A 24,931-nucleotide genomic window follows, 5' to 3' on the forward strand; every position below is an offset into this window, starting at 1 on the left:
AATGAGCCTGCAATCCGTTCGCGCCTTCTTCGCCGAGAGAGCCCCCGACATCTCCGTCATCGAATCCCCGATCAGCTCGGCCACGGTGCCGCTGGCCGCCGAAGCCTATGGCGTCGAGCCCGGTCGGATCGCCAAGACGCTGTCGTTGCGCATCGGCGAGCGCGTGATCCTGATCGTCGCCGCTGGCACCTCGCGCATGGACAACAAGAAGGTCAAGGCTGCGTTCGGCGGCAAGCCGAAGATGCTGGGGCTGGAGGAGGTCGCCGAGATTACCGGCCACGAGGTCGGCGGCGTCTGCCCGTTCGGACTGAAGTCGCCGCTGCCGATCTATTGCGATGTATCGCTGAGGGCGTTCGACGTGGTGGTGCCGGCCGCAGGCTCGACCCATAGCGCCGTGCGTATCACGCCCGAGCGGATGGCCGAGCTGACCGCGGCCGAATGGGTCGATGTCTGCGAGCACAGGCCTTAAGGCGGCTCCGGCCTGTGCTCGTGAACCGCGGCGCGGAGGGCGCCAGATCGGTTTTGGCACCTGGCTGGCCGCAATTCGTTGCCCGGTTATGACGGTTTCGGGACGGGACGACCGGTCGTTGAGCCGCGTTGGGGCCAGATGCGATGCCTGATGCAATTGCCGGTCAGGAAGGCTACCATATGGACCATGACCGACGACAAGGTGAAACGACGATTGACCACCGTCCTGTGCGCTGATGTGCAGGGCTATTCTCGCCTGATGGAAGCAGACGAGACCGGAACGTTGGAGACGCTGCGCCGCTACCGCGCGGCCTTTGCGGGACTGGTAGAGCGTCATGACGGCCGGATCGTGAACACTTGGGGCGATGCTGTGATCGCCGAGTTCGCCAGCGTCGTCGAGGCCGTGCAATGTGCGGTCGAAATTCAGCAGGAAATTTCCAACCAGGATTCGGAGCCAACTCACGCGCCCCCGATGCGGTTTCGCATCGGCATCAACCTCGGCGACGTGATGGTGGACGGGTCCGACATCTATGGCGACGGGGTCAATATCGCGTCGCGGCTGCAAGAGCTCGCCGAACCCGGCGGCGTCGTGATCTCGAGTTCCGTCTACGATCAGGTGCACAACAAACTGTCCGTTGGCTTCGATTGTCTCGGCCAGCGACCAATGAAGAACGTTGCTCCCATGACCAGCTATCGCGTGTCCGTGAGCGGCCAAAGCGCTGGGCGACGGAGCTTCCCGGTTGACGAAAGCCTCGCTCCCCAGGGGCGGGCAATTGCAAATTCGGAAACCGGCGCGCGATGGATTGGCGACAGGCAGGAGCCATCCAATTGGATGGGCTTCGTCTCGGATTGGCTGGCGAAGCTGCCCCGCCCGGTTGCAGTGGCCCTCACGGTTTCGGGCTTTCTGATTCTGATCAACGTTTTCACCGGCATGCACAAGATCTGGTTCCACTGGCCGGTCGCAGCAATACTCTTCGGTGCCCTCTTGCGGACAGCGCTCCGGCAGCGACCAGAGTCGAACAGCAAGGGCGAGCGCCAGACGAGCCGGGAGTGAGGCGGTTGCGACCGCATCTTCGCGCCCAAGGCGCGAAGATGTCGCGATGAATTGTCATCGCGCTTCAGGCTATTGCTTGAGCATGACCTGTTCGGAAAATCGGATCACACTTTTCCGGATCACGCGCTAGTCGTTGTCATCATCATAATAGGGTCGCGGCGGTGGTGGCGCGGCGACAGGCGGCGGCGCATTGTTGTAGCGCGGCGGCGGCACAGCCCGGCCGCGCGGGACCGGCTGCTGCGGCTGAGCCTGGTTGTTCGACTGGAACACCGCCCGGCATGCGCTCGAAAGCTGCGGCGTGTTCTGCTGCAGGCAGGCCACGATGCGGTTCGTATCCGGAATCTGGTCGCTGCAAAGGCGCCAGACATCCGGCGTGCACGCCATCTGCTGTTCCATTGTGCCGCGATAGTCCTGGGCTGACGCCGCGCCCTGCGCGACGATGCCGCTGACTGCAAGCGCCAGACCCAGCGCAATTCGCTCTGTTCGCATGTCCCGATCCTTCTCGTTTCCCTTGATTTGTCTTCAATCAATGAGACGCGGTCAGGTTCTGAACCAACAAAAAAATGTGAAAGTGCGGCGGGAACCTATTCCACCCGGCCGATCTTCTTCACCGCCGCGATCAGCCGCGCGCTGTCCGTCGCCACGAATTGCGAGAATGCCGGCGCGTCCTGATAGGCGGCCAGACTGCCCGAGGCCTCGAAGCTCCTGAGCACATCCGGGCTCGTCATCACCTGCGCCATCGCTTCGCGCAGGCGGCTCGCGACCGGCGCAGGAAGAGCACTCGGTGCAAAGAGCCCGGCCCAGATGTACATCTCGACGTCCTTGTAGCCGAGCTCCTGGAAGGTCGGAACGTCGGGGAAGCTCGCGATGCGCTGTGCGCCGCAATTGCCGAGCACGCGCAGCTTGCCGTCGTCGACCTGCGGCTTCAGCGTGCCGGGCGCGGCTGCTATCGCCTGCACGGTGCCGCTGAGCAGCGCGGTCAGCGCCGGGCCCGCGCCGCGGAACGGAACATGCAGCAATTTGATATCGGCGCTGCTCGCGAACATCTCCATCGCGACATGCAGCGTCCCGTAAGGACCGGACGAGCCGTAGGTGATCTGGCCCGGCCGCCTCTTCGCATCTTCGACGAAATCCTGCGCCGTCTTCCACGGCGCCGAGGCCGGCACCGCGAGCAGCGTGGGATCGGCCAGAACGCGCGCGATCGGCATGAACTGCGAGACCTCGTAGGCGACGGGGCGGTCGAACAGCCGGTCGGCCTCGGGGAGCACCGCGAGCGAGGACAGTGTCATCAGCAGCGTATAGCCGTCGGGCTCTGCGCGCGCCGCCGCGGCATTGCCGACCGATCCGCCGCCGCCGCCGGCGCGGTTGTCGACGATGACGGGCTTGCCGAGAATCCGCTCCAGCGCCATCGCCACCGGGCGCGCGGCGAGATCGGCCTGTCCGCCGGCCGGAAACGGCACGATCATGGTGATGTTGCGCACCGGATAGGCTTGCGCGAAGGCCTTGTCAGGTAAGGCAGCCCGCAACAGCGGCAATGCCGCAGCGGCACGCAAGAGATCGCGTCGATCCATCATGGTCCCCTCGCCCCCGATTTTCTTTTGTTTCGCCAGCCTAGCGTGCCACGCGGCAAGAACAAGGCATTAACGAAGCATTGACCATGTCCGGCCCCGTCAGGAACGCATCCGTGAACCCGCTGTTGCCCTCTTGAGGGAGTGAGTGATGCGGAATCTTGCGACCATCGACGTCGCCCTGGACGAGATGCTGGTGAATCTCGCAGCGATCGTCCTACGGCTTTCAAAGCCCGAATTGACGCGAACACCGGAAGCGCGGCGCGCGCTGGCGCAATCGGTCCATCAATACGCCGCCTGCGCGGCACGCTCGAACGACCCACGCGTGCACGAATTGAAGACGCAGCTGGAGGGGACGCTGAAGCCAGCCTTGCGCATTGTCGCGATCAACGGCGTGAAGGTGTCGTAGTCGAACGACAAGGCGAGATGCCGTAGGGTGGGCAAAGCGAAGCGTGCCCACCATCATTCGCCGAATTGCCCCGCGATATCCCGCACATCCCCTCCCCAATCCACGGGAAGGGTGCCCTGCTCAACATAGCGATGAAAGCTGCTGAAAGACCAATCGCGCACACGCCTGACGAGACCGTGCTTCACTGGATTGATGTGAATGTAATCAACGTGACGCTCCAAATCGGTGTCGTCGCGAATGGCGTGCTCCCAGTACCGGCGCTGCCAAATGCCTTTCTCACGCTTGAGAAGCTTGCTTGCCGAGGATTCCTGCGGCTCCAACCCTCGGGAAAAGCCGCCTTTGATCAGATTCCAACGCGACGAAAAATCGACGTCGTGGTCTGGAAGCGACCAAATGGCATGGACATGGTCGGGCAGGATACAGATAGCGACCGTCTCGAACGGGCGGCGCTGCTGGACGGTCTGATAAATTCGCCTCAGGCGATCAACTTGATCAACGAGAAGAGTGCTTGAACGGTCGGCGAGCACGACCGTGAAGAAGAACGTGCTGCCCTGTGCGCGCCGATATCGAGACATCTGCGATCCCATCAAGCAAAGGCGTGGGCACGCTTCGCTTTGCCCACCCTACGATAGCCGTTTGCAGGATAGACTAGCGAGATCACGTAGGGTGGGCAAAGGCGCAACGCGCCGTGCCCACCAAGGGATCTACCCCGCTTTGTTGACACCCTTCTTCGGCCGCCGCTTGCAGGTGCCCGGCAGCTTCGCTGCGAGAAAGTCACCGAGCGCCTCGACGCGTGCGGGGCGCGGGCCGCCGGGTGGGGTCACCAGATGCACGGCACCTTCGGCCTGCTTCCAGTCTTTCAGGATCACCTCAACCTCGCCGGACGAAATCGCCTCGCCGACGATGAACTCGGGCAGCTCGGCGATGCCGAGACCGGCGATCAGCGCCGGCATCACGGCTTCACCGTTGTTGACGCGAAGCTGTCCGCCCGGACGGACGCTCGCCTGCTCGCCTGCCGAATTGGTGTAGTTCCAGACATTGGGCGTCGAGAGATAGGCGTAGCTGAAGCATTTGTGTTCGGCGAGATGCATCGGATGCGTCGGCCGACCATGCTTCTTGAGATAGGACGGCGCGGCCACCGTGAAGCGCGGCATGGTGAAGAGCCGCCGCGCAATCAGCGAAGAGTCCGGCAGCCGCGCGATCCGCACCGCCATGTCAAAACCCTCGCCGATCAGATCGATGGTCGCATCGCTCAGATGCAGATCGACCGAGACCTCCGGATAGGTTTCGAAGAACTCCGGCAGCAGCGGCGCCACCGCCTTGATCCCGAACGTCATGGGCACGGCGAGCCGGACCAGGCCGCGCGGCGCCACCGATTGCGCCAGCGCCTCGTTCTCGGCCGCCTCGCCGTCGACGAGCAGACGCGTGGCGCGTTCGGCGAGCTTGTGCCCGGCGTCGGTCAGCGCCAGCCGCCGCGAGGTGCGGTTGAACAGCCGGGCGCCGAGCCGTTCCTCCAGCCGCGTGACCGCCTTGGACACCGTTGCCTTGGACATCGCAAGTTCGCTCGCGGCCCCTGCAAACGACCGTAATTCCACGACTTTTGCGAAAATCGCGAGCGCCTCGAAATCGGGGAGTTTTGCCATGGGAGCCGGTCCAATTGGGATATTTAAGGAAACAATGCGTTTCAACAGTTTCTATTTCTATACCACAGGCGGAGGCTTATCCAAGGGTCAATCGCAAACCCACGGAATGGAGAAATCCAATGACCAAGAAGCTCTCAGGCAAGGTTGCCCTCGTCACCGGCGGCTCGCGCGGCATCGGCGCGGCCTCGGCCCGCGCTCTCGCCAATGAAGGCGCGGATGTCGCCATCAGCTATGTCGCCTCGCCCGAAAAGGCCGAGGCGGTCGTTACCGAGCTCAAGGCCCGCGGCGTCAAGGCTCGCGCTTTCAAGGCCGACCAGGCCTCGGCCAAGGACGTGACGCAGCTCGTCAACGACGTCGCCAGGGAATTCGGCCATCTCGACATCCTCGTCAACAATGCCGGCGTTGCCGCGGGCGGCGCGATCGACGATGCGAACGCCCATACGGCTGCGCTTGAACGGCAGGATTCCATCAACGTGCACGGCGTGATCGCGGCGATCCGCGCGGCCTCGCAATTGATGGGCGAAGGCGGCCGCATCGTTACCGTCGGCTCCATGCTCGCCGACCGTGCCTCGTTCCCGGGCCTTGCCGACTACGTCGCCACCAAGGCGGCCGTCGTCGGCTACACCAAGGGCGCGGCACGCGACCTCGGCCCGCGCGGCATCACCGTGAACGTGGTGCAGCCCGGCTCGATCGACACCGACATGAACCCGAAGGACGGCGGCGAGTTCGCCGAGACGCAGCGCAAGCAGCACGCGCTGCAGCGCTTCGGCCGCCCCGAGGAAGTCGCCGCCGGCGTCGTGTTCCTCGCTAGCCCGGAAGCCTCCTTCGTCACCGGCACGGTGCTCAACGTCGACGGCGGGTTCGGCGCCTGATCCAGGCGCCACCCATTCAACCCAAGGAATTACACAAGGAATTACGCAGATGATCGAACTCAGACCTTTCGCAAAGCTCGGCGGCGCCGATCACGGCTGGCTCAAGGCCAAGCATCATTTCTCCTTCGCTGGCCATTACGACCCGAACAACATGGGTCACGGCGCCTTGCGGGTGTGGAACGACGACGAGATCGCGCCGGACACCGGCTTTCCCGCCCATCCTCACGCCAACATGGAAATCATCACCTATGTGCGCGAGGGCGCGATCACCCATCAGGACAGCCTCGGCAACGAGGGCCGCACCGAAGCGGGCGACGTGCAGGTGATGAGCGCTGGCAGCGGCGTCCGCCACTCCGAATACAATCTCGAGCCGACCAAGACCCGGATCTTCCAGATCTGGATCGAACCTGTGGCGCGCGGGGGCCAGCCGACCTGGGGCTCGAAGCCGTTTCCGAAGGCGGACCGCTCCGGCAAGCTCGTCACCATCGCGAGCGGCGACGAGAACGACAAGGACGCCTTGCCGATCCGCGCCGATGCGCGTGTGCTGGCGACCACACTGAAGGCCGGCGAAACGGCTGAGTATTCAGCTCAGAAGTCGCGCCACCTTTATCTCGTGCCGGCGGCGGGCGCGGTCGAAATCAACGGCGTGCGCGTCAACGCCCGCGACGGCGCCGCGATCCGCGACGAGGACAAGCTGAAGATCACGGCTCTCGAAGACTCCGAGCTCGTGCTCGTCGACGCGGCGTAACGATCCAAGCAACCAATCACCTCACGTAATCCCAGCGGAGACCACCATGACCAAAGTTCTCGTCCTCTATTATTCCGCCTATGGCCACATCGAAGCGATGGCCAACGCCGTCGCCGAAGGCGCGCGCGAGGCCGGCGCCACCGTCGACATCAAGCGCGTGCCCGAGCTGGTGCCGGCCGAGGTCGCCAAAGCGTCCTATTACAAGGTCGATCAGGCAGCCCCCGTCGCCAAGATCGAGGATCTCGCCAATTACGACGCAATCATCGTCGGCACCGGCACCCGTTTCGGCCGCATGGCCTCGCAGATGGCGAACTTTTTGGACCAGGCCGGCGGGCTCTGGGCCAAGGGCGCGCTGCACGGCAAGGTCGGTGGCGCCTTCACTGCGAGCGCGACCCAGCATGGCGGCCAGGAGACGACGCTGTTCTCGATCATCACGAACCTCTTGCATTTCGGCATGGTCGTGGTCGGCATGAATTACGGCTTTGCCGGCCAGATGAAGCTCGACGAGGTCACCGGCGGCGCCCCCTACGGCGCCACCACGATCACCGGCGGCGACGGCAGCCGCCAGCCCAGCGCCAACGAGCTCGCCGGCGCGCGCTATCAGGGGCGCCAGATCGCGGAGACCGCCAGGAAACTTCATGGCTGAGCTACATGGCTGAACCTCGCAGCTAAGCTTGACGAACGACTGCATGGCTGATGCGACGCGGGCGGCATTCTCATTCGGGAATGCCGCCCGCGAGCGGTCCGTCATGCCTGCGTGAGGTCGGCGTGGGGCTTGATTGAATCCGTCGGGACGGGTGCCGCAGCCGTCGAGAGCCACCAGCCCTCACCGGCAAACCAGCACGTCTCGTCCGGAGCGGCCGCTCTACGCAGAGACTGCACGCTCTCCCATCCTTTCGCGAACGCCTCGGCTAATCGTTGGGCGGCGTCCGCGTCCTGCAGTCCCGCGCAGCCGATGAATTGGGCTCGACTCAGGAATTTCGCCGGCCAGACCGCGCCCTCGTCCGGGCGCGTGATCATCAACATGCCACCGAGCATGCCCTCCGGCGCCAACGGAAACACCAGCCGGCCGCCGGGCCGCAGCGCATCGAGCCATTCCGTGGCCGGCTGCGCCGCGCCAGCGCAGACATAGATCACGTCCACGGCAGGCAGATCGGACGCGATGCCCGAGCGATCTTCCAGCTCGACATGCGGGATGTCCTTCAGATTTTCGCGCGCGAGTGCCGCCAGGCGTTCGTCGATCTCATAGGCATGGACACGGCCCGAAGGTCCCGTGAGCTCGGCGAGAATGGCCGTGTAGTAGCCGCTCCCGGCACCAATCTGGATCACCGTCTCGCCTTCCTTCACACCGCAGCCGGTGAGCCAAAAAGCGTGCGCGCCGGGCATCCCGATATTGAGGCCGCGCGCCGGGTCCAGCGCCAGCAGCGTGTTTTGATAGAGGAAGGCGGGGTCATCGTCGGGCGTCACGACATAGGGATGGCCCCCGACGGCGATCGACCACGGCCCGGGTCCGGCGAAGGGTTCGCGCCTGACCGTGCGAAAGGCCTGCTCGATACGGGGATCCGTCGTCTTGGCTGCGGCACAGATCAACTGCGCATAGAATGCGCGATATTTCGCCGAACGATCTTCCATGTCGCCTCCGGAAAGCGGAGGCGACGATAGCACAACGTCCGCGAGAACCGGAAGCACAACGCCATCGCGAGTTTGTGTCAGTGCGATGACGCGGGTACGGACGGCCTCCGTCACCGCATCTTGCGTACCGCCCGGCTGGCGAAGGCGGCGAGCCTGGGACAGCGGCGCAGATTCTGCGCGGCATGGTCGCGCCATGCATAGGGAGCGCCGCGCCAGGACAGCGCGATGCTGACGTCGGTCAACGCGACCTTCTCGGCGCCGAAGCGGCGTTTGTAGTCCTGGTTGCCGATGCTGAGATCGAAACGGCGCACGCCCTCTGCATGCAGCGCCGCCATAGTGCGCTCGGCGACGAGCAGTCCCGGAGAGCAGTTCGACCATGAATCGCCGGCGTGGCTGATGCGCAGGAGGAAATAGCTCGCACCAGACCTGACGCCGAACGTGGTGGCGACGACGGCCTCGTCGCAGACTAGCGCCGAGATGACGGCATAGCCTTCCGCGATACCCTGGCGGGCGACCTCGCGATAGAATCGGGCATGAGCGTCGTCGTCGAGGACGAAGCGCGAGCCGAGCTTTCGCATGCGGGCCTGCTGCTGGACATCCATCACGTCCAAAAGCTCGCGCGCACGCGCGACATCCGTGGCGATCTCGAACCGCGCGCCGGCATGACGACTGAAGACCCGCCAGCAGCGCGGCATCTGCATGCGCTTGATCGAGGCCCGATAAGCTCCATAGTCGTCGCCCGTCAGCACGAGATTGCCGTTGAGCGAGCAGGATCCGATCCGTCCGAGCGACACCAGCGGGTTCGGCTTGCCACCGACATGGGTCGGCATCTTCTTCAGCCGCAGCAGATCGAAGCGCTCGGGCAAGGCGCGCACCGCGTCGACCAGCGCCTTGCCGATCGCATCCGTCGCCGCCGCGTCCAACGCGGTATCAAGCGCCAGGATTGGCGCGTTGTTGTCGGAGACGCCGAGGTCGGCGAATTCGACGATGCGGATGCCGCGCCTGATGTGGCTGATCATCGGCACTACGGCGATGTCCTTGCCGGTCGCGGCATCGGAGATCAATGCGATCAGCGGCGCAAAGTCGTGAAACGCCTCGTACCATGCGCCGAGCCAGTAACCGTGCTGGAATGCGGTGCGATGCCCGGCGCTCAGGAGCGATGCGGCCTGCCGCCAATCACGCGCGAAATCGACAGCGATTCCCGACGTGCTGGACACAAGACCATCTGATTGCTCGACGCTGAGAAACGTCATCCGCGGGACATGCGATTACTGAATGTTTCCAGATAGGTTATGTTTGTCGCAGACCACAAGTGACGTAACGGCTTATCGTTAAGCCAACATCACTATCGCGCCGGCTGCGACAAGCTGTCAGCGCTCCGGTTCCGTCTGTTCGACGCATTGGAACCTGGCGAGGAAATGCAGGCCCGCCACGGCAAGCGCGAACATGAACCAGATCGGATTCTGCCGTTCGAGCAGGAAGGTCTCGGTGGCACCGTAATACAAGCCGAACAGCCATATGGTGAGGAACAGCTTTGCCAGCGCGCGGCTACGGCTGTGAGCCTGGGCCGACTGGAAATTGCCGAGCGGTGCGAGCACGAAGACGAGGATCACCAGCAACAGCCCCGGCAAGCCGATGGTGACCGCGAGGTCGAGATAGCTGTTGTGGCTGTGCGCGGCGGACGTCGCCCATTCGGACCCCTGGGCCGTCTGCCGCGCGGTCACATCGTCCCAGAACGCCGCATAGCCGTGACCGATGATCGGCTTCTCGGCGACGGCCGCGAGCGCGAATTCCCAGATGGCGGAACGGCCGGTGAAGGTGGGATCGAGCGGAAGCAGCCGCGTCAGCGCCCCGAGCGCCGGGCTCAAGACGCTGCCGACCGTCAGCAGGTTCATCACGATCAGCGGCACGAAGCAGATGAGCCGCTTCAGCCACAGGCCTGGCGTGACATAGACCAGCGAGGCGAGCGCGTAGATCGCAAGGCACAGCACCGTCGACGTCTTGCCGCCGGTGAAGATCAGGAAGATGCCGGCGAGCGCCGCGATCGCCGGTCCCATCACGAACGAGCCGACGGCGGCCAGGTAAATTCCGACATAGACCAGGATGGTCATCACGGGCGACGCAATGTTCTTGTGACCAAAACTGCCGCGCCAGTCGCCGGCAAGCTGCGGCTCGGTGAGGTCGAGCGCGGTGTGCATCGAATATTGCGGCGCGAGGAAGACGCCGAGATGGCACAGCACCAGCAGCACGAGCGCGGCGCCGCCAAGGCACAAGTTGAAAGTCCGCTGTGTCGGCGGCAGCAATGGCAACAGCACGGCGAACGACGTCACGCTGACCGCCAGCGCAAAGCGCTGGATCGAAACGCCGCGGCTCTCGGAGAAGACGATGTTGATCAACAGCCAGCCGACGAGGCAAAGATGCAATGGCGTCACCAGGCTCTTCAGCGCGGGCGCATCGGTGGCGGCGACGAACAACATTGCGACCGCAGCCAGCAGACCCCAGGAGATATAGGTGAGCGCCATGCGCCCGCCGACGACCGTGGTCACATCCTCGTTGCGAAGGTCAGGAAACGGATCGAGCGTAATCAGCACCAGCAGCAGAGCCGCCACCGCGACGAGGCAGCGCGCCGCCTGCGCGGCATTCAGCCTCGCGAGCCCATCGTGCAGCATGTGGCCCAGCGTTCGGGTCTCGACGTCGGTCATGTCAGCGGCGCTTCGATCCATGCTTCGATCCATGGCTCAAGGCAGGTGGTGAAGCCGGGGAAGCTTTGGGTCTAGCCCATCCTTGTTAAGCATCCGTCAACCAATAGGCCCGCGGCCTGCGTTGCCGCCTGCGGGCGCACGATGCTCCGCGCGATCTCGTAATATTGCAGCGCCCGCTGCTCCAGCGTGAGATTGTCGAGCACGAAGCCGCGCGGATCGAACGCATCAGCAGTGCACCCGGCCCAGAAACTGTCCCAGCCCGCCTCGAACCCCGCGAGGTCCAAGAACTTGGCACCGCAGCGGTCGTCCCAATACGGCACCGACGACACCGGCGCGAACTGGACGCGGTGCGGATAATAATCGGGGTCCCGCCACGGCCCGCCGGGATCCCATGCGAACACCGGCACGCCGCAGGACAGAGCCTGCTGATAGGCGATGCCCTGGCTTTCGTTCTGGCACAGGAAGATCATCGCGCGCGAACACGCCAGCGCGGCCTGATAGTCCTCTTCCTTGTAACTGCCGTAGCGCAATTCCGTGAACGACCGGCCCTCCTTCAGAAGCCGGGCGCGGACGGGCTCGATCAGCTCCGGTGCATAGCGCTCGCGGTCCCAATGGACCTTGTCGTAGATCAGCACGTCGACGGTCTTTTGCGTCGGCGCCGACGGCGCCCAGAGATCCGTGTCGATGCCGATCGGCCAGGCTTCCGTGTCGGGCCAGTACGGCCGGTACATGTCGACGTACCAAGGGCCGGGCACCACGACCTTCTTCACCGGCAGCCGCTTGAACAGATCAGGATCGTCGAGCGGATGATTGTGGGCGGCGACGCCGAGCAGGATCGGATTCTTCCACGTGAACTTGTCGAGCAGGAAGGTGCGGCCGATGATGCAGGCAAGCTCGTCGGGATGCTGCGCGATGTAGCCGTAGTCGTTGACGCGGTAGCGGATCCCGAGCCTATCAAGCCCCGCACAGAGATTGAGGAACACGCGAAGCTGCCCGCTCATGCGCGGCTCGCCGAGCAGCATCCGGCGCGCCATGCGCCGCAGATGCCGGTCGCCGGGAAACCAGCGATCGTCCTTGTCCTCGTAGAAGAGGTTGAGGACCATGGCATCGGGGTCGTGTTCGAACGTCTTTGCGGGCACCAGATCCATCCGCGGCAATCAGGTCCGCATTCTCGCATGGGACCGGCTGTCGCACTCTTCCAAATTTGCGACAGGCTTAATGCCCGCGACTTAACGCTAATCTACGAAACCAGCGGCACGCATTCCTTCGCGACAACGATTTGGCCGTAATGCGAGTATCATTCGCGACGGGCCAACGTTGCGATTGATCGCAATGCCAATCGGCAGATGCGCCCTGGTTAACAGACCCTTAAAGGCGAGCCGTGGCTCTGATCACCGCCGAAGATGTTCTCGATTTGCCGGCTACCTCGCGCGTCGTTCCGGCGCCGCGTCTCCCGCTGCCGGCTAGCTCGACCACATCGGTGTCCGTCGTCATTCCCGCCAAGAACGTTGCAGCCTATATCGGCGAAACCCTCGCCAGCGCACTGGCGCAGGGCGAGATCACCGAAGTGATCGTCGTCGACGACGGCTCGAGCGACACCACCGCGGCCATCGTCCGCGCCATCCGCGACCCGCGGCTGCGCCTGATGACCAACGACTCCGCCGGCGTATCCGCCGCGCGCAATCTCGGCGCACGATATGCGAGCGGCGAATGGCTGCTCTTCCTCGATGCCGACGACCGCCTGCGCCCCGGCGCGGTCGCGGCGCTGCTGGCGGCGGCCCGCGCTGCTCCGCGCGCGGTTCTCGTCTACGGCGACTACAACACGATCGACAGCGAGGGACGGCAGATCGGGCGGCGGGGCCTGCTGAAGGGACGCCGCAAGCCATCCGGCGACGTGCTGGCGCGGCTCGCGGCCGGCAATTTCATCGTCAATGGCGGCATCGCGCTCGCACGTGCGGAGGCGTTCCGCGCCATCGGCGGCTTCGACACGTCCCTCAGATATTGCGAGGACTGGCATTGCTGGTGCCGCCTCGCCGCTATCGGCGAGTTCGAGTTCGCTCCAAAGCTCCTGCTCGACTATCGCCTGCACACGGCCAACACGATGAATGCGGCGGTGCGGACGCCGAAGGACTTCTTCCCCGCGATCACGCGGGTGTTCGACGATGGGCTGATCCTGGCGAGACTGCCCGTGGGCACGGCGGCCGGGCTGCGCCAGGCCGCCGAGATTCATCTCGTCACCTATTCGGCGATGCAGGCGGTCCGCTTCGGTCGATATCGCGACGCCTTTGCTTATCTCGGGATGGTCGGCCGGCGCTCGCTCAAATCGCTGCCCCGCGCCGCGGTCAGGGTCGCCCTCGCCCGCTTGGGCATCTAGCCCGCGTCAAGATGCGATTTTCGACGCTTCATAAGGCTTCGGTGCGAAGCCGAACGCTGCGAGCATGGAGCCAAGCGCGACCAGCGCGGGATGCATGGCGACGACGGCCTTCGATGTCGCGAGCAGACGGGCCGTGCGAACCAGCGACAGCGGCAACCGTCCGAACATCTGCGCGAACACCCGCGCCCGCGCGCCCGCACTATGCGCGGCCTTGTACTGCACGCGATAATTGATGGCGCCAATACGCAGGCCGCGCTTGGCGATCCAGCCGAGGCTGGTGCGGCTTTGCGGCACGGTCTCGGTGATGACCGCCTCTGCCGTCCAATGGAAGATCATGCCGGCATCGCGGCACCGCACGAAGAAATCGCAATCGCCGCCGCCGAGGAAATTGAAGCGCAGGTCGAAGGCCGGACGATCGAACCGCTCGAACGCCGCACGCGTGATCAGGCAGTTGCCACAGCCATAGATCAGCGGCACCGCGCCGCTGTAATCATAGGCGGGGCAGAAGGCGGGATGGCGTGCGAGCCAGGGCTTGCTGTCGTCGTCGAAGACCGGCAGCACCGGCCCGCCGACCACGTCGGCGCCGGTCGCCTCCGCGGTGCGAACCATCAGCTCGAGCCAGTCGGGCGAAGCGATCTCGTCGTCGTCGATCATCAGGAAGCGGGTCGCGGCGGGAAACAGCGCCTGGGCCGTCTCGAAGGCGGCGTTGATCGCCTGGCAATTGCCCTGCCGCTTCTCGACCAGGCAAACGCCCTGGAGCCGGCCGTCCGCCAGATACTCCGCGGCAACCGGCGCGCTTTCGCGCGCCGCCGCGTCGTTCTCGACCATGACCACCGCGAAGGAGCGCGGCGTGCGCTGGCTCACGAGCGAGTCCAGTGTCAGCCGCAGATGGTGCGGGCGACGGAAGCAGGGAATACAGACGACGATGCCGACCGACAGGTCAATGACGCGGGAGCTCGCCGCGATCTCCCGGTTGGGATCGCGCACGGCATCCGAGATCCGGCTGGCGGAAAGGTCTGTCGGGATCAGCGTCATGGCATCCTAGATGTCCGAGATGTATTGAAAAAGCCCTGCGTCAATCACGCAGGAATCGGCGCTGTCCTGCGACGGCACGTCTCCGCGGGACAGATCAGTCCCAAAATGAACGGCGGGCCCGAGGCTCGCGACGGCGCTACGCCGCCGATCTCCCGCCCTCCATGCACTTAACCGCTTTTGCGCGTTTCTCCTGCAAGTCCCTGCATAAGTGATAGTGCAATTCGCAGTCCATTACGCGGACAACAGCCCAACATGGACAATGCCGTAGTTAACGCCTGCCCGCATTAACCCGACCGTAAGCACCGCGACCGGTGAAGCGGCGCGGCATCGGATTTGCTCTTCGGGCATGCGAGATTTTTCCTGTAAATTTGAGTCGAACAAGCGCGGTCAGAAAAAATGAACAAGCCAGCCTCGATCGATTTCGCGACAGCCACGGCGATCCAAATCCCAGCAGCCGCTGCACGCACCCAGGCGCTGCACGATCTGGTCCCCGGCGAAGCCCGCGACAGCCTGCTCGCCGTCCACGACGTGCTGCGCCGCGAGCTGCCGCAGGGCCAGCTCGCCACCTACGAGGCCGGCGGCGGCTCGTGCAGCGTCCTGCCACCGGAGCTGCTCAACCGCAGCAAGGTCACCGTCGTCGACATCGACGAAGACCAGGTCCGCAACAACACTTACGCGGACGAGGCAATCCTAGGCGACGTGCAGACCTACAGCTTCGGGCGCGAGACCTTCGATCTGGTGATCTGCTACAACGTGATCGAGCATCTGCCTCATGTTGATGCCGCGCTCCTGAATTTCCGCGACGCGCTCAAGCCCGGCGGAATGATCCTGATCGGCGCGCCCAATCCGCGGTCGCTCTCTGGCGTCGTCACCAAATACTCGCCGCACTGGTTTCATGTCTGGTTCTACCGGAATATCCGCGGCATCAAGGATGCCGGCCTGCCCGGCGAGCCGCCGTTCCCGACCTTCTTCCATCCGCTGGTGACGCTGCCGCGGCTCGAAGCATTCGCCGCGGCCAACGGCCTCGAGATGATCTACCGCCGCGAGGTCGAGAGTCCGCGCTATCCCGAGATGCGCCGGCGCAAGCCGCTGTTCGCCGCTCTGGTCGATGCCGCCGCCGCCGTGATGAACGCCGTGCTACCGGGCGGGATCGACGTCCGCCGCGGCGACTACCACGTCATTCTGCGGAAGAGCTGACCATCATGGCACGCGCGCGGTCCATCGCAGGACGAGCGAAGCCTGGCGGCCTCGCTGCGCGCGGTAACGAACCGTTAATCCCTGGGGGACCTCGGCGTCATCGCGACGCGTCGAAGAGTGGCATGCGCTTAAACGCTTTGTTTGCCATTTCGGTGAATAGTCCCTCAATGAGTATGGTTAATTTTCCCTGTTGCGTTGATTGGGCACCTATATCCCGGGTGCGTGGCGTAAAGCGAAGAGTAACCCCTCAGCCCGCGGTCGTTGGAATGAAAGCTGGGGACGATGCTTGACTACAACCAGCCGATAGATCGGGCCGGACCGGAGGCCCCGCAACAGAGGCCTCAGACCGGTTTCAACGCGCTGGAGCTCGTCAATCTGCTTTGGCGGCGGAAGATCGCGATTGCCGCTGCCGCGCTCCTTGGCGCGACGCTTGCCGTCACCGTGGGCAAGAGCGTGACACCCCGTTACACCGCCACCGCCCAGCTCTATGTCGATCCGCGCGAGCTTCAGCTCGTCGATCGCGAGCTCACGCCGCGCGCGCAGGACGTCTCCGGAATGGCCATGGTGGTGGAGAGCCAGGCGCGCCTGATTACCTCGAACAGCGTGCTGCTCCAGGTGATCCAGCAGGCTGGTCTCGACAAGGATCCGGAATTCGGCGGCGGCGGTGAGGCCAGGAGCCTGATGTCGTCGCTGCTCGGCCTGATCGGCCTTCAGCCCCGCGCGCCCTCTGCCGCGGAGACGAAGGAAGTGCAGCTCGCGGCGCTCGATGCGCTGAATAGGCACATCACGGTCCGCAAGACCGAGAAGAGCTTCATCGTCGACATCGAGGTCTGGTCGACCGACCCGGCGAAGGCGGCGATGCTCGCCAACACGCTGACCAGCGCCTACCTCGCCGAATCCCGCAACTCGCAGGCTTCGGCCGCGCGACGCGCCACCAACGATCTCTCCGGCCGCCTCAAGGAGCTGCGCGAGCGGCTGCGCAGTGCCGAAACCGCGCTCGCCACCTACAAGGCCCAGAACAATTTCGTCGGCACCCAGGACGCGCTGATCAGCGACCAGCAGCTCTCCGCCAGCAACCAGCGGCTTTCCGCGGCCCGCGCCGCGACGATGGACGCACAGGCGCGGCTCGACCAGATCGAGGCCAGCCGGCGCACCGCTGCCGATGCCGGTGCGAATTCGGAAGCGCTGCAGTCGCCGACCATCGCGAATTTGCGCGCGCAATATGCCGATGCCCGCAAGAAATATGCGGAGCAGGCCGGCGAGCTCGGCCCGCGGCATCCGGCGCTGCGCCAGACCGAGAAGCAGGTCGAGGATCTCAAGCGCACCATCAACGAAGAGATCGATCGCTTCGCACAGTCCGCCAAGAACGATCTGACGCGCGCCCGCGACTTTGAAGCCTCGCTCAACCGGGCGCTGGAAGCGCAGAAGCGGCAGAGCGTCCAGCTCAGCCAGGCCGCCGTGCGCCTGCGCGAGCTCGAACGCGAGGCCGATGCCAGCCGCGACGTCTATCAGTCCTTCCTCAAGCGTTCGCGCGAGACCGAGGAGCAGGAGACCCTGAACACCTCGGCGGCCCGCGTCATCGGCGAAGCCACCGTGCCGCAGCGGCGCTCGTTCCCGCCGGCGATGAGCATGTTTGCCATGATCGGCTTCGTCTTCGGCGCGCTCGCTGCTGCAAGCTGGTTCGTCGCGGCCGAGCTGCTGTCCACTGGCGCGACCGCGCCGGCGGCGCCCACACCAGCCCGTCGTGAGCGCACGCCGGCACCGCGGGCTCCGCGAGCGCCGGAGGTGTCGCAGACACCGGACGTAGCCCAGCCGCAGCCGGCTCCGCGAGCTCCGGAGGTTGCGCAATCACTACCGGAGCTGGCCGCGCCATCGCTGCAGCCTGAGATGGACGAAAACACGCTGATCGGAAAGCCGCTGATCGCGCGCCTCCAGGAGGCCGACGTCATTCACACGCTCGGCGCCATCCTCGCCACCGGCGGTGGCGTCGATCTGACCCGGCTGGGCTGGCCGACGCTGCGCCCCGGCTTTCCGCTGACGACGCTGCTCAACGCCTGGCGCGACATGCGCATCGCTGTGGCCCGGCGCGCCGTCGGCAAGGCCATGCCGGTCATCGCGCTCGTCGGCGCCGGCGAGACCACCGGGCGCAGCGTGACCGCGCTGAATTTCGCACTCGCGGCCGCGCGCGACGGCGCCCGCGTACTGATGATCGATGCCGACCATCAGGCACACTCGCTCTCGAACAAGGTGAGCCGCCCCGGCAAGAGCGAGCCGAGCCGGCTCGGCTGGCTCTCGATCGGCAGCAAGGCCTCGCGCGAGATCAAGACGGTCAACGGCATCTCGGTGCTGCCGGCCGCCGCCGGCGATGCCGGCAAGGCGACTGAGGCCATGCGCAAGGCCATCGAGCAGGCTCGCGCCGCCGGCGGCTACGATCTCGTGATCCTCGACGGCCCCGTGACGCCGCTTGGTGCAGCCACCCGCAAGCTGCTCGACGACACCGACGCGCTGGTAGCGGTGCTGCCGACCAGCCTCGACATCAACGACGGCCTGGAAGAAATCCTGAACACGCTCGGCCGCGCCGAGCGCAAGCTCGTCGGCGTTGTGCTCGACGAGCTCACCCCCGCAACTCAAGCGCGCCAGCGAGGCAGACAATATGCTTGAGCGCCGCGTCAATCTGGACGGCCGGGCCGCAACCGCCGACGTGCCGCGGACCACCGTCGGCGGCCTTCGCATGGCCGCGCTCGACCTGGAAGCCACCGCCGATTTCATGATCGAGGCAACCGATCCCAGACATCGCATCGGCCGTCCGCTGTACCTGACCTCGGCCAATGGCGAGGTGCTGGCGCGCTGCTCGACCGAGCCGCAGACCGAGCGCCTGTTCCGCGCCGCCGATTTGATCAATGCCGACGGCCAGCCGCTGGTGGCGGCGTCAAAGCTGCAATCCTGGTTTCCGCTGCCGGAGCGCGTCGCGACCACCGATTTGTTCCACGTGGTCGCGCGCAAGGCCGAGGCCGTCGGCCGCACCTTCTACATGTTCGGCGCCAGCGAGGAAGAGAACGCCGCGGCGGTCGCGAATGTCCAGCGGCTGTATCCGAACCTCAAGATCGTGGGGCACAGCCACGGATATTTCCGCGGCGACGCCCTGCGCGCGAAAGTCGAGGAGATCAACGCGCTTGCCCCGGATTATCTCTGGGTCGCGCTCGGCGTGCCCAATGAGCAGGCATTCGTCGAGGAATACACGCCACTGCTGACCAATGTTGGCGTTATCAAGACATCCGGCGGCTTGTTCAACTTTTTATCGGGCAGCCGGTCCCGCGCGCCGCAATGGATGCAGAAGATCGGCCTCGAATGGGCCTGGCGCACATGGCTCGAGCCGCGCCGCCTGCTCTGGCGCTATTTGACCACCAACCCTCGCGCGCTCTATCTTCTCTTCAGCCGCAAACGGCCTTCCAATCGCTGAGAGAAGAGTAGAAGACGACATGATCGACCGACCGACCGTCCTCGTCACAGGAGGCGCGGGCTATATTGGCTCGCATGCCTGCCGCGCACTGTCTGCCGCCGGCTATCAGCCCGTCGTTTATGACAATCTCTCGACAGGCCATCGCAGCTTCGTCGCCGGCCCGCTGGTGACGGGCGACCTGCTCGACGGCGCCGCGCTGGCGCGCGCCTTCGCCGACCACAAATTCACGGCGGTGATGCATTTCGCGGCGGCAAGCCTCGTCGGCGAGTCCATGACCGACCCGCAAAAATACTACATCAACAACGTCCAGGGCACGCTGTCGCTGCTGCAGGCGATGCGCAACGCAGGCTGCCAGCGCATCGTGTTCTCCTCGACCGGCGCCGTCTACGGCAACGCCGATTCCAAGGAGCTGCCGGAGGACTTCCCCTGCGCACCGATCAATCCCTATGGCGCGTCGAAATGGATGATCGAGCGCATGCTCGCCGATTATCGCGCAGCCTATGGCTTCGGCGCGTTCTGCCTGCGCTACTTCAACGCCAGCGGCGCCGACCCGGCCGGCGGCATCGGCGAGTTGCGTGACAACGAAACGCATCTCATTCCGCGCGCCATGATGGCGCTCCAGGGCCATGTCGACTTCGCCGTGTTCGGCGACGATTACGACACGCCGGACGGCACCGCGATCCGCGACTACATCCACGTCACCGACCTCGCTGCGGCGCATGTCGCAGCACTGAAGCTCCTGGAAACGGGACACGCCGGCGGCAGCTTCAATCTGGGCACCGGCTCCGGCTTTTCGGTCCGCGAGATCCTGAACGCCATCAGGCAGGAGACCGGGCGCGAGGTGCCGCACACCATGAAGCCGCGTCGCGCCGGCGATCCCACCTATCTGGTCGCCGATGCCTCCGCCGCGCGAAAAGTGCTGAACTTCGTACCGCGCCATTCCGATCTAAAGACGGTGATCCGGACTGCCTGGGCCTGGCACCAGACAGCGCACCCGCTCAGGACGCGCTAGACGCCCGTATTGCGACTTGCCGGTCGGGCCCCTGAGCGGCTAAAGAGAGATCACAGCCGGCGGCGGCGCATGTCCCGACCGCCGCATGTTGCTCTTATGGCCGCCAATGGAAGCGGCATGTGAGGCTCCGCCAATAGCGCGAGCCTGTTCTTCACAGCGAAGGCCACGATCGAGTCCGGGCATCGGCCTGCTTTCAGGCACGGCCCAGGGAGCACGGAGCGAATGCATCAGGCCGCAAGCCTGCAATTCGAGCGCGTGATGGACGAACTCGTCCTATGGCACGCCGTGCCGGAGGACGAACGCTCGCCCGCACCCGCCTGGTGGTGGGGACCGGCGATGGCGGTGGTCGACGCGCACGAGCCGATGCGACAGGTGTGGTGTCGTGAGCTGGGCCTCGGCGACGGCTCAAGCTTTGCCGAAGGTGCGCATGCCCTCCTGGAGCTGTTCGCAGAGCAAACCTCGCAGCCCTGGCCCGATGATTTTCCGCGCAAACCAGAAATCAAGCAAGACGAGGTCCGCGAGCTGCACCCGCGGCCGTCAGATGACAGCGCGTTTCAACCGTAACGCCGCGGCCTCGGTCGCAGCGAGGTCCGGCTCCGGCTGAAGCGGCGGTGCGACAGGCAGCTCCATCGGCCGCAGCAGCTCGGCCATCTGCCGCGCCGGCACCGGCCTGGAGATGAGGAAGCCCTGCATCTCGTCGCAGCCATGGGTGCGCAGGAACGCCTCCTGCTCGGCGTTCTCGACGCCTTCGGCGACCACGGTCATGCCGAGCGCCTTGCCCATGCTGATGATCGCCTGCGCGATCGCCTGGTCCTCCGAATCCTGCGGCAGGTCGCGCACGAAGGAGCGATCGATCTTGATGGTGTCGATCGGAAAATGCTTCATCAGCGACATCGACGAATAGCCGGTGCCGAAATCGTCGATGGCGAGGCGGATGCCGCGGCTCTGGATGGCGTCGAGCACCTTCAGCGCGCGACCGACATTGCGCATCATCATGCTCTCGGTGACCTCGAGCTGGAGCAGCACCGGCGACATGCCGGAGGCCGCCAGCGCCTCGTCGACGTCCTGCAACAAATGTTCGTCGACAAACTGCCGCGGCGACAGGTTGACCGCCATCGACACCGGCAACAGGCCACGGCGCTGCCAGGCCATGGCCTGCGCGCAGGCCTCTTTGACCACCCAGCGGCCGATCGGCACGATCAGCCCGGTCTCTTCCGCAAGCGGAATGAACTGCGCCGGCGAGATGCTGCCGAGATCCGGGTGCGTCCAGCGCAGCAGCGCTTCCACGCCGGTGATCTGGCCGGTCTCCATGTCCACCTTGGGCTGGTAGTTCAGCGAGAACTGCTCGCGTTCCAGCCCACGGCGCAGCGCGCTCTCGAGCGACAGCCGCTCGATCGACTGCGTCTTCACCTCATTGGAGAAAAAGCGATAGCCGTTCTTGCCGTCTTCCTTGGCGAGATACATCGCCATGTCGGCGTTCTTGGTCAGCGTCTGGACGTCGGAGCCGTTGGCCGGATACATCGCGATGCCGATCGAGGCCGTGGTGTGGCATTCGTGACCGGCCAGCTCCATGGGCTCGGCGAGCGCCACGAGCAGCCCGGTCGCGATGCGCTGGACGTCGTCGATCTCACCGCACTGGTCGAGGATCACCACGAACTCGTCGCCGCCGAGGCGTGCGACCACGTCGGTTTCCCGCAGCGCACCGCGCAGCCGGCTCCCCACTTCGAGCAGCAGCAAGTCGCCGGCCTCATGGCCGAGCGAATCGTTGATGACCTTGAAGCGGTCGAGATCGATGAACAACACCGCGAAACGGTGATCGTGGCGTTGAGCTTCGTCGATCGCCTCCCGCAACAGCCCGTTGAAGGTCTCGCGGTTCGGCAGGTCGGTCAGGCTGTCATGCGAGGCGAGGTATTCGATCCGCTCGTCAGCCTCGTTCTTCTCGTCCGCGCGATCGAAATTCTCCATCGCGAAGGAGACGTTGTCGGCGAGACGCTGCAGCAGCTCGACGAACTCGGCGGTGAAAGTGTCCTGCTCGGTCGACATGTAGATCATGACGCCGACGGCCTTGTCGTGCGTGATCAGCGGGAACGCCGCGCCGGAGCGCGCGCCGTCGCCTTGCAGGACGGCATGGAAAGCGCTCACACGGCTGTCGTTGACATAGTCGTTGCTGACACAGGGCTGCCGGGTGCGGAACGCGGTGCCGCTCATACCGCGCCCTTCGGGTCGGTCGGCGTCGATGGAGAGACGAACGTTCCTCGTGGTCTCGGCGGACGGCCCGGCGGCCGCGACGATCGCGAGCTGGTCGCTGTCGGCCTTGGCGAGCGCAATGGTCGTCGAGGTGAACTTGCCGCCGGTGGACGCGGCCTGACACACCAGCTCGAACAGCTCGGTGCGCGACTTGGCCCGCACGATCGCTTCATTGGTGGCGCTCAGCGCGGCGAACATGCGCGTCAGGCGCTCCTTCTGCGCCTCGGCCCGTGACCGCTCCTCGGCCCGGTCGAAATTGTCGAGCGCAAAAGAGACGTTCTCCGCAAGGCGCCCGAGCAGCTGGACGAGGTCGGGCGTGAAGGTGCCTTCGTCCGGCGAAAGGAACAGGAGGATGCCGACGGCATCGGTGCCGTTCTTGAGCAGCGGGAAGCAGCCACCGGATTTCGTGCCTTGATCCCGTGCGATTCGACGCCAATACGTCGCACGAACGTCCGTGAGGAGTTCGTTCGCGACGCAAGGTGTCTTGCTGCGAAATGCAGTGCCGGCGAGCCCCCGTCCTTCGGGCTCATCGGCGGACGTGGCGAAACGCCAGTTCTCGACGTGACTGCGGCACTCGCCCTTGGTGACGGCGATATCGAGATGGCGTCCCGTCGGATCGACCATGGCGATGGTGGCAGACGTGAACGTGCCGCCGAGGACGGCGGCCTCGCACACAGCCTCGAACAACTCGGCGCGGGACTTCACGCGCATGATCGCTTCGTTGGTCGCGCTCAGCGCCTCCAACATGCCTCGAAGACGGTTGCGCTGCATCTCGGCCTTTGCCTTCTCGTCCGCGCGATCGAAGTTCTCGAGCGCGAAGGCGACATTGGCCTGGAGCCGTTGCAGCAGCTCGACGAATTCGGGCGTGAACGTGCCGCGTTCCGGCGAGTTGAAGAGGAAGACGCCTTCGACTCTGTCGCCATTGAACAGCGGCAGCGCCGCGGAGGATCCGATGCCGTTCCGACGAGCGTTGGCCGCCCAGGGCGCGATCCGGTCGTCGGACAGCACGTCGTTGCTGAGGCAGGGCTGGCGCGTCCGGAAGGCAGTCCCAGTCAGCCCGCGCCCCTCGGGCATCTGGTCGGAGGTGGAGAACTTGAAGGTGCGGACCATCTCCGCGTTCGGCCCGTAGCAGGCGACGACGCGGAGCAGCTCGGCATCGTGATCGACGAGCGCGATGTTGGCCGAGGTGAACTTGGCGCCTTTCGCCGTCGCTTCGCAAACGAGGTCGAAGAGCTCGGCCCGCGAGCGTGCGCGCAGGATCGCCTCATTGGTCGCGCTCAGCGCCGCGTACATGCGCGCCAGGCGGTCTTCCTCCTCGGCGATCCGCGCCTTCTCGGCCTCACGGTCGAAATTGTCGATCGCGAAGCAGACATTCTCGGCGATGCGCAGCATGAGTGCGACGACGCCCTCGTCCTTCGCCCAGGACTGGCTGAGGAAGGACAGGATGACGCCGATGCTCTCGCCGTTCCGGATCAGGGGAGCCGCGATGCAGGCGGCAACACCCGTGCTGAGATAGGCCTGCTCCCACGGCGTTCCCCTGGTGCGACGCGCGAGATCGCGTTCGACATGGGGCTTCTGCGTTCGAAACACCTCGCCGGAGATGCCGCGGCCATAGGGATTCTCGGGATCGACGGAGTATTGGGTCCGCGCCACGATCTCCAGATTCTCGCCGGTGCCGGCGACAGGCTTCAACCAATGCGAGTCCTGCTCCTTCAGCAGAACGAAGGTCGCCAGCGACTTGCCGCCGTGCACCGAGGCGTCGCACACGAGCTGATACAATTCCCGCTCGGTCTTCGCACGCAGGATGGCTTCGTTGGTCGCGCTGAGCGCGCCGAACATGCGGTTGAGCCGCCGCGTCGCGAGCTCGCTGGTCTGCCGCGCGGTCTCGCGCGCGAAATTGTCCAGCGCATAGGAGATGTTGGCCGACATGCGCTCGAACAGCGAGACCATCTGCTCGTTCAGCGAGCCGGCCTCGCTGCGGGTCACATACAGCACGCCGACGCTCTTGCCGTTGCAGAGCAGCGGCAGCGCCGCAGCCGCGCCGATGTGGGCCTTGGCTGCGCCCTCGCGCCACGCCAGCGAGCGAGGATCATTCAGGTAATCGTTGCTGATGCTCAGCTTCTGATTGCGAAAGGCCTCGCCGCCGACACCCGCTCCCTCGGGTGTGCCGGAGACAGTGGTGATCTCAAGCGAACGCAGCCGCGCAACGTCATCGCCGCAACCGGCCGCAAAGCACAGCCGCTGGCCGTCCGGCCGCACCAGAAACACGGCAACGGCCAAGAAGTCCCCGCTCGAAAACCCGGCGTCGCAGACCTTCTGGTACAGCTCGTCCGGCGATTTCGCGTAGAGGATCGCCTCGTTGATGGCGCTCAACGCCGCAAAGGTGCGCGCGAGGGTCGTCGGCACGATCTCAGCTCCCGGGCATTTCTGCCTATTTCTCCCGGGTGAGTTATGAACGGCGACCGCCTAAGTGGTCGTTATTGCGCGCTGCAAACCCTCGATCAAAGTGA

At 65.1% G+C, this 24,931-nt stretch carries 22 protein-coding genes; 12 read left to right on the forward strand and 10 right to left on the reverse strand.

Going from position 1 to position 24,931, the window contains the following annotated elements; all coding sequences use genetic code 11:
- Position 1: 1 nt before the first annotated feature.
- Both AC5ZFO_RS25955 and AC5ZFO_RS25960 read left to right on the forward strand, forming a co-directional pair.
- A complete protein-coding gene (locus tag AC5ZFO_RS25955; protein ID WP_282521931.1) occupies positions 2–469 on the forward strand; it encodes a YbaK/EbsC family protein in 468 nt (155 codons plus the stop codon).
- Between the two features lie 186 nt (positions 470–655).
- Entirely contained in the window at positions 656–1,522 is an 867-nt protein-coding gene (locus AC5ZFO_RS25960) for an adenylate/guanylate cyclase domain-containing protein (RefSeq protein WP_496122791.1), read from the forward strand.
- Positions 1,523–1,648: 126 nt separating this feature from the next.
- Here the strand turns inward: AC5ZFO_RS25960 and AC5ZFO_RS25965 are convergent, their stop codons facing one another.
- Complete coding sequence (locus tag AC5ZFO_RS25965) at positions 1,649–2,011, reverse strand: cysteine rich repeat-containing protein (protein ID WP_282521929.1); 363 nt, start codon at positions 2,009–2,011, stop codon at positions 1,649–1,651.
- Positions 2,012–2,106: 95 nt separating this feature from the next.
- Positions 2,107–3,093, reverse strand: a complete 987-nt coding sequence (locus AC5ZFO_RS25970; RefSeq protein WP_282522120.1) for a tripartite tricarboxylate transporter substrate binding protein — start codon at positions 3,091–3,093, stop codon at positions 2,107–2,109.
- A 148-nt stretch (positions 3,094–3,241) separates the two neighbouring features.
- On the opposite strand from AC5ZFO_RS25970, the gene AC5ZFO_RS25975 reads away from it, so the two are divergent.
- On the forward strand, positions 3,242–3,499 hold the full coding sequence (locus AC5ZFO_RS25975; RefSeq protein ID WP_166344774.1) for a hypothetical protein: 258 nt from the start codon (positions 3,242–3,244) through the stop codon (positions 3,497–3,499).
- A gap of 53 nt (positions 3,500–3,552) precedes the next feature.
- Here AC5ZFO_RS25975 and AC5ZFO_RS25980 read toward each other — a convergent pair whose 3' ends face one another.
- Together AC5ZFO_RS25980 and AC5ZFO_RS25985 are read right to left on the reverse strand one after the other, a co-directional pair.
- Complete coding sequence (locus AC5ZFO_RS25980; protein ID WP_282521928.1) at positions 3,553–4,074, reverse strand: REP-associated tyrosine transposase; 522 nt, start codon at positions 4,072–4,074, stop codon at positions 3,553–3,555.
- A gap of 129 nt (positions 4,075–4,203) precedes the next feature.
- On the reverse strand, positions 4,204–5,142 hold the full coding sequence (locus tag AC5ZFO_RS25985; protein ID WP_028147962.1) for a LysR family transcriptional regulator: 939 nt from the start codon (positions 5,140–5,142) through the stop codon (positions 4,204–4,206).
- A gap of 119 nt (positions 5,143–5,261) precedes the next feature.
- On the opposite strand from AC5ZFO_RS25985, the gene AC5ZFO_RS25990 reads away from it, so the two are divergent.
- The 3 genes from AC5ZFO_RS25990 to wrbA are packed head-to-tail and all read left to right on the forward strand — an operon-like array spanning position 5,262 to position 7,408.
- On the forward strand, positions 5,262–6,014 hold the full coding sequence (locus tag AC5ZFO_RS25990; RefSeq protein ID WP_282521927.1) for an SDR family NAD(P)-dependent oxidoreductase: 753 nt from the start codon (positions 5,262–5,264) through the stop codon (positions 6,012–6,014).
- A 49-nt stretch (positions 6,015–6,063) separates the two neighbouring features.
- Positions 6,064–6,762 (forward strand): pirin family protein, encoded by a 699-nt coding sequence (locus AC5ZFO_RS25995; RefSeq protein WP_282521926.1) that lies wholly within the window; start codon positions 6,064–6,066, stop codon positions 6,760–6,762.
- A gap of 46 nt (positions 6,763–6,808) precedes the next feature.
- Positions 6,809–7,408, forward strand: a complete 600-nt coding sequence (wrbA, locus tag AC5ZFO_RS26000; RefSeq protein ID WP_282521925.1) for an NAD(P)H:quinone oxidoreductase — start codon at positions 6,809–6,811, stop codon at positions 7,406–7,408.
- Between the two features lie 101 nt (positions 7,409–7,509).
- Here the strand turns inward: wrbA and AC5ZFO_RS26005 are convergent, their stop codons facing one another.
- From AC5ZFO_RS26005 to AC5ZFO_RS26020, 4 genes are all read right to left on the reverse strand, one after another.
- The gene (locus AC5ZFO_RS26005; RefSeq protein ID WP_282521924.1) at positions 7,510–8,394 is read right to left on the reverse strand and encodes a protein-L-isoaspartate O-methyltransferase family protein; all 885 of its coding nucleotides are present in this window, start codon (positions 8,392–8,394) and stop codon (positions 7,510–7,512) included.
- Positions 8,395–8,504: 110 nt separating this feature from the next.
- The gene (locus AC5ZFO_RS26010) at positions 8,505–9,647 is read right to left on the reverse strand and encodes a GNAT family N-acetyltransferase (protein ID WP_496122792.1); all 1,143 of its coding nucleotides are present in this window, start codon (positions 9,645–9,647) and stop codon (positions 8,505–8,507) included.
- Between the two features lie 117 nt (positions 9,648–9,764).
- Positions 9,765–11,117 (reverse strand): O-antigen ligase family protein, encoded by a 1,353-nt coding sequence (locus AC5ZFO_RS26015; protein WP_282521922.1) that lies wholly within the window; start codon positions 11,115–11,117, stop codon positions 9,765–9,767.
- A gap of 50 nt (positions 11,118–11,167) precedes the next feature.
- Positions 11,168–12,235 (reverse strand): glycosyltransferase, encoded by a 1,068-nt coding sequence (locus AC5ZFO_RS26020; RefSeq protein ID WP_496122793.1) that lies wholly within the window; start codon positions 12,233–12,235, stop codon positions 11,168–11,170.
- A 248-nt stretch (positions 12,236–12,483) separates the two neighbouring features.
- Between AC5ZFO_RS26020 and AC5ZFO_RS26025 the strand changes: the two genes are divergently transcribed.
- Positions 12,484–13,470, forward strand: coding sequence for a glycosyltransferase (locus tag AC5ZFO_RS26025; RefSeq protein WP_282522119.1), 987 nt, complete (start codon positions 12,484–12,486; stop codon positions 13,468–13,470).
- 6 nt (positions 13,471–13,476) lie between these two features.
- On the opposite strand, the gene AC5ZFO_RS26030 is transcribed toward AC5ZFO_RS26025, so the two are convergent.
- Positions 13,477–14,505 (reverse strand): glycosyltransferase family 2 protein, encoded by a 1,029-nt coding sequence (locus AC5ZFO_RS26030; protein WP_282521920.1) that lies wholly within the window; start codon positions 14,503–14,505, stop codon positions 13,477–13,479.
- Between the two features lie 396 nt (positions 14,506–14,901).
- Between AC5ZFO_RS26030 and AC5ZFO_RS26035 the strand changes: the two genes are divergently transcribed.
- From AC5ZFO_RS26035 to AC5ZFO_RS26055, 5 genes are all read left to right on the forward strand, one after another.
- The gene (locus AC5ZFO_RS26035; protein WP_282521919.1) at positions 14,902–15,702 is read left to right on the forward strand and encodes a class I SAM-dependent methyltransferase; all 801 of its coding nucleotides are present in this window, start codon (positions 14,902–14,904) and stop codon (positions 15,700–15,702) included.
- Positions 15,703–15,984: 282 nt separating this feature from the next.
- A complete protein-coding gene (locus AC5ZFO_RS26040; protein WP_282521918.1) occupies positions 15,985–18,363 on the forward strand; it encodes an exopolysaccharide transport family protein in 2,379 nt (792 codons plus the stop codon).
- A complete protein-coding gene (locus AC5ZFO_RS26045; RefSeq protein ID WP_282521917.1) occupies positions 18,356–19,162 on the forward strand; it encodes a WecB/TagA/CpsF family glycosyltransferase in 807 nt (268 codons plus the stop codon). The genes AC5ZFO_RS26040 and AC5ZFO_RS26045 overlap by 8 nt, the downstream gene beginning before the upstream one ends.
- Positions 19,163–19,181: 19 nt before the next feature.
- Entirely contained in the window at positions 19,182–20,174 is a 993-nt protein-coding gene (gene galE / locus AC5ZFO_RS26050; RefSeq protein WP_282521916.1) for a UDP-glucose 4-epimerase GalE, read from the forward strand.
- A gap of 222 nt (positions 20,175–20,396) precedes the next feature.
- A complete protein-coding gene (locus tag AC5ZFO_RS26055) occupies positions 20,397–20,738 on the forward strand; it encodes a hypothetical protein (RefSeq protein ID WP_282521915.1) in 342 nt (113 codons plus the stop codon).
- On the opposite strand, the gene AC5ZFO_RS26060 is transcribed toward AC5ZFO_RS26055, so the two are convergent.
- On the reverse strand, positions 20,712–24,827 hold the full coding sequence (locus AC5ZFO_RS26060) for a bifunctional diguanylate cyclase/phosphodiesterase (RefSeq protein ID WP_496122794.1): 4,116 nt from the start codon (positions 24,825–24,827) through the stop codon (positions 20,712–20,714). The two genes, AC5ZFO_RS26055 and AC5ZFO_RS26060, sit on opposite strands and share 27 nt — an antisense overlap.
- Between the last annotated feature and the right edge of the window lie 104 nt (positions 24,828–24,931).

The sequence above is a fragment of the Bradyrhizobium sp. Unk1 genome, assembly GCF_059512345.1.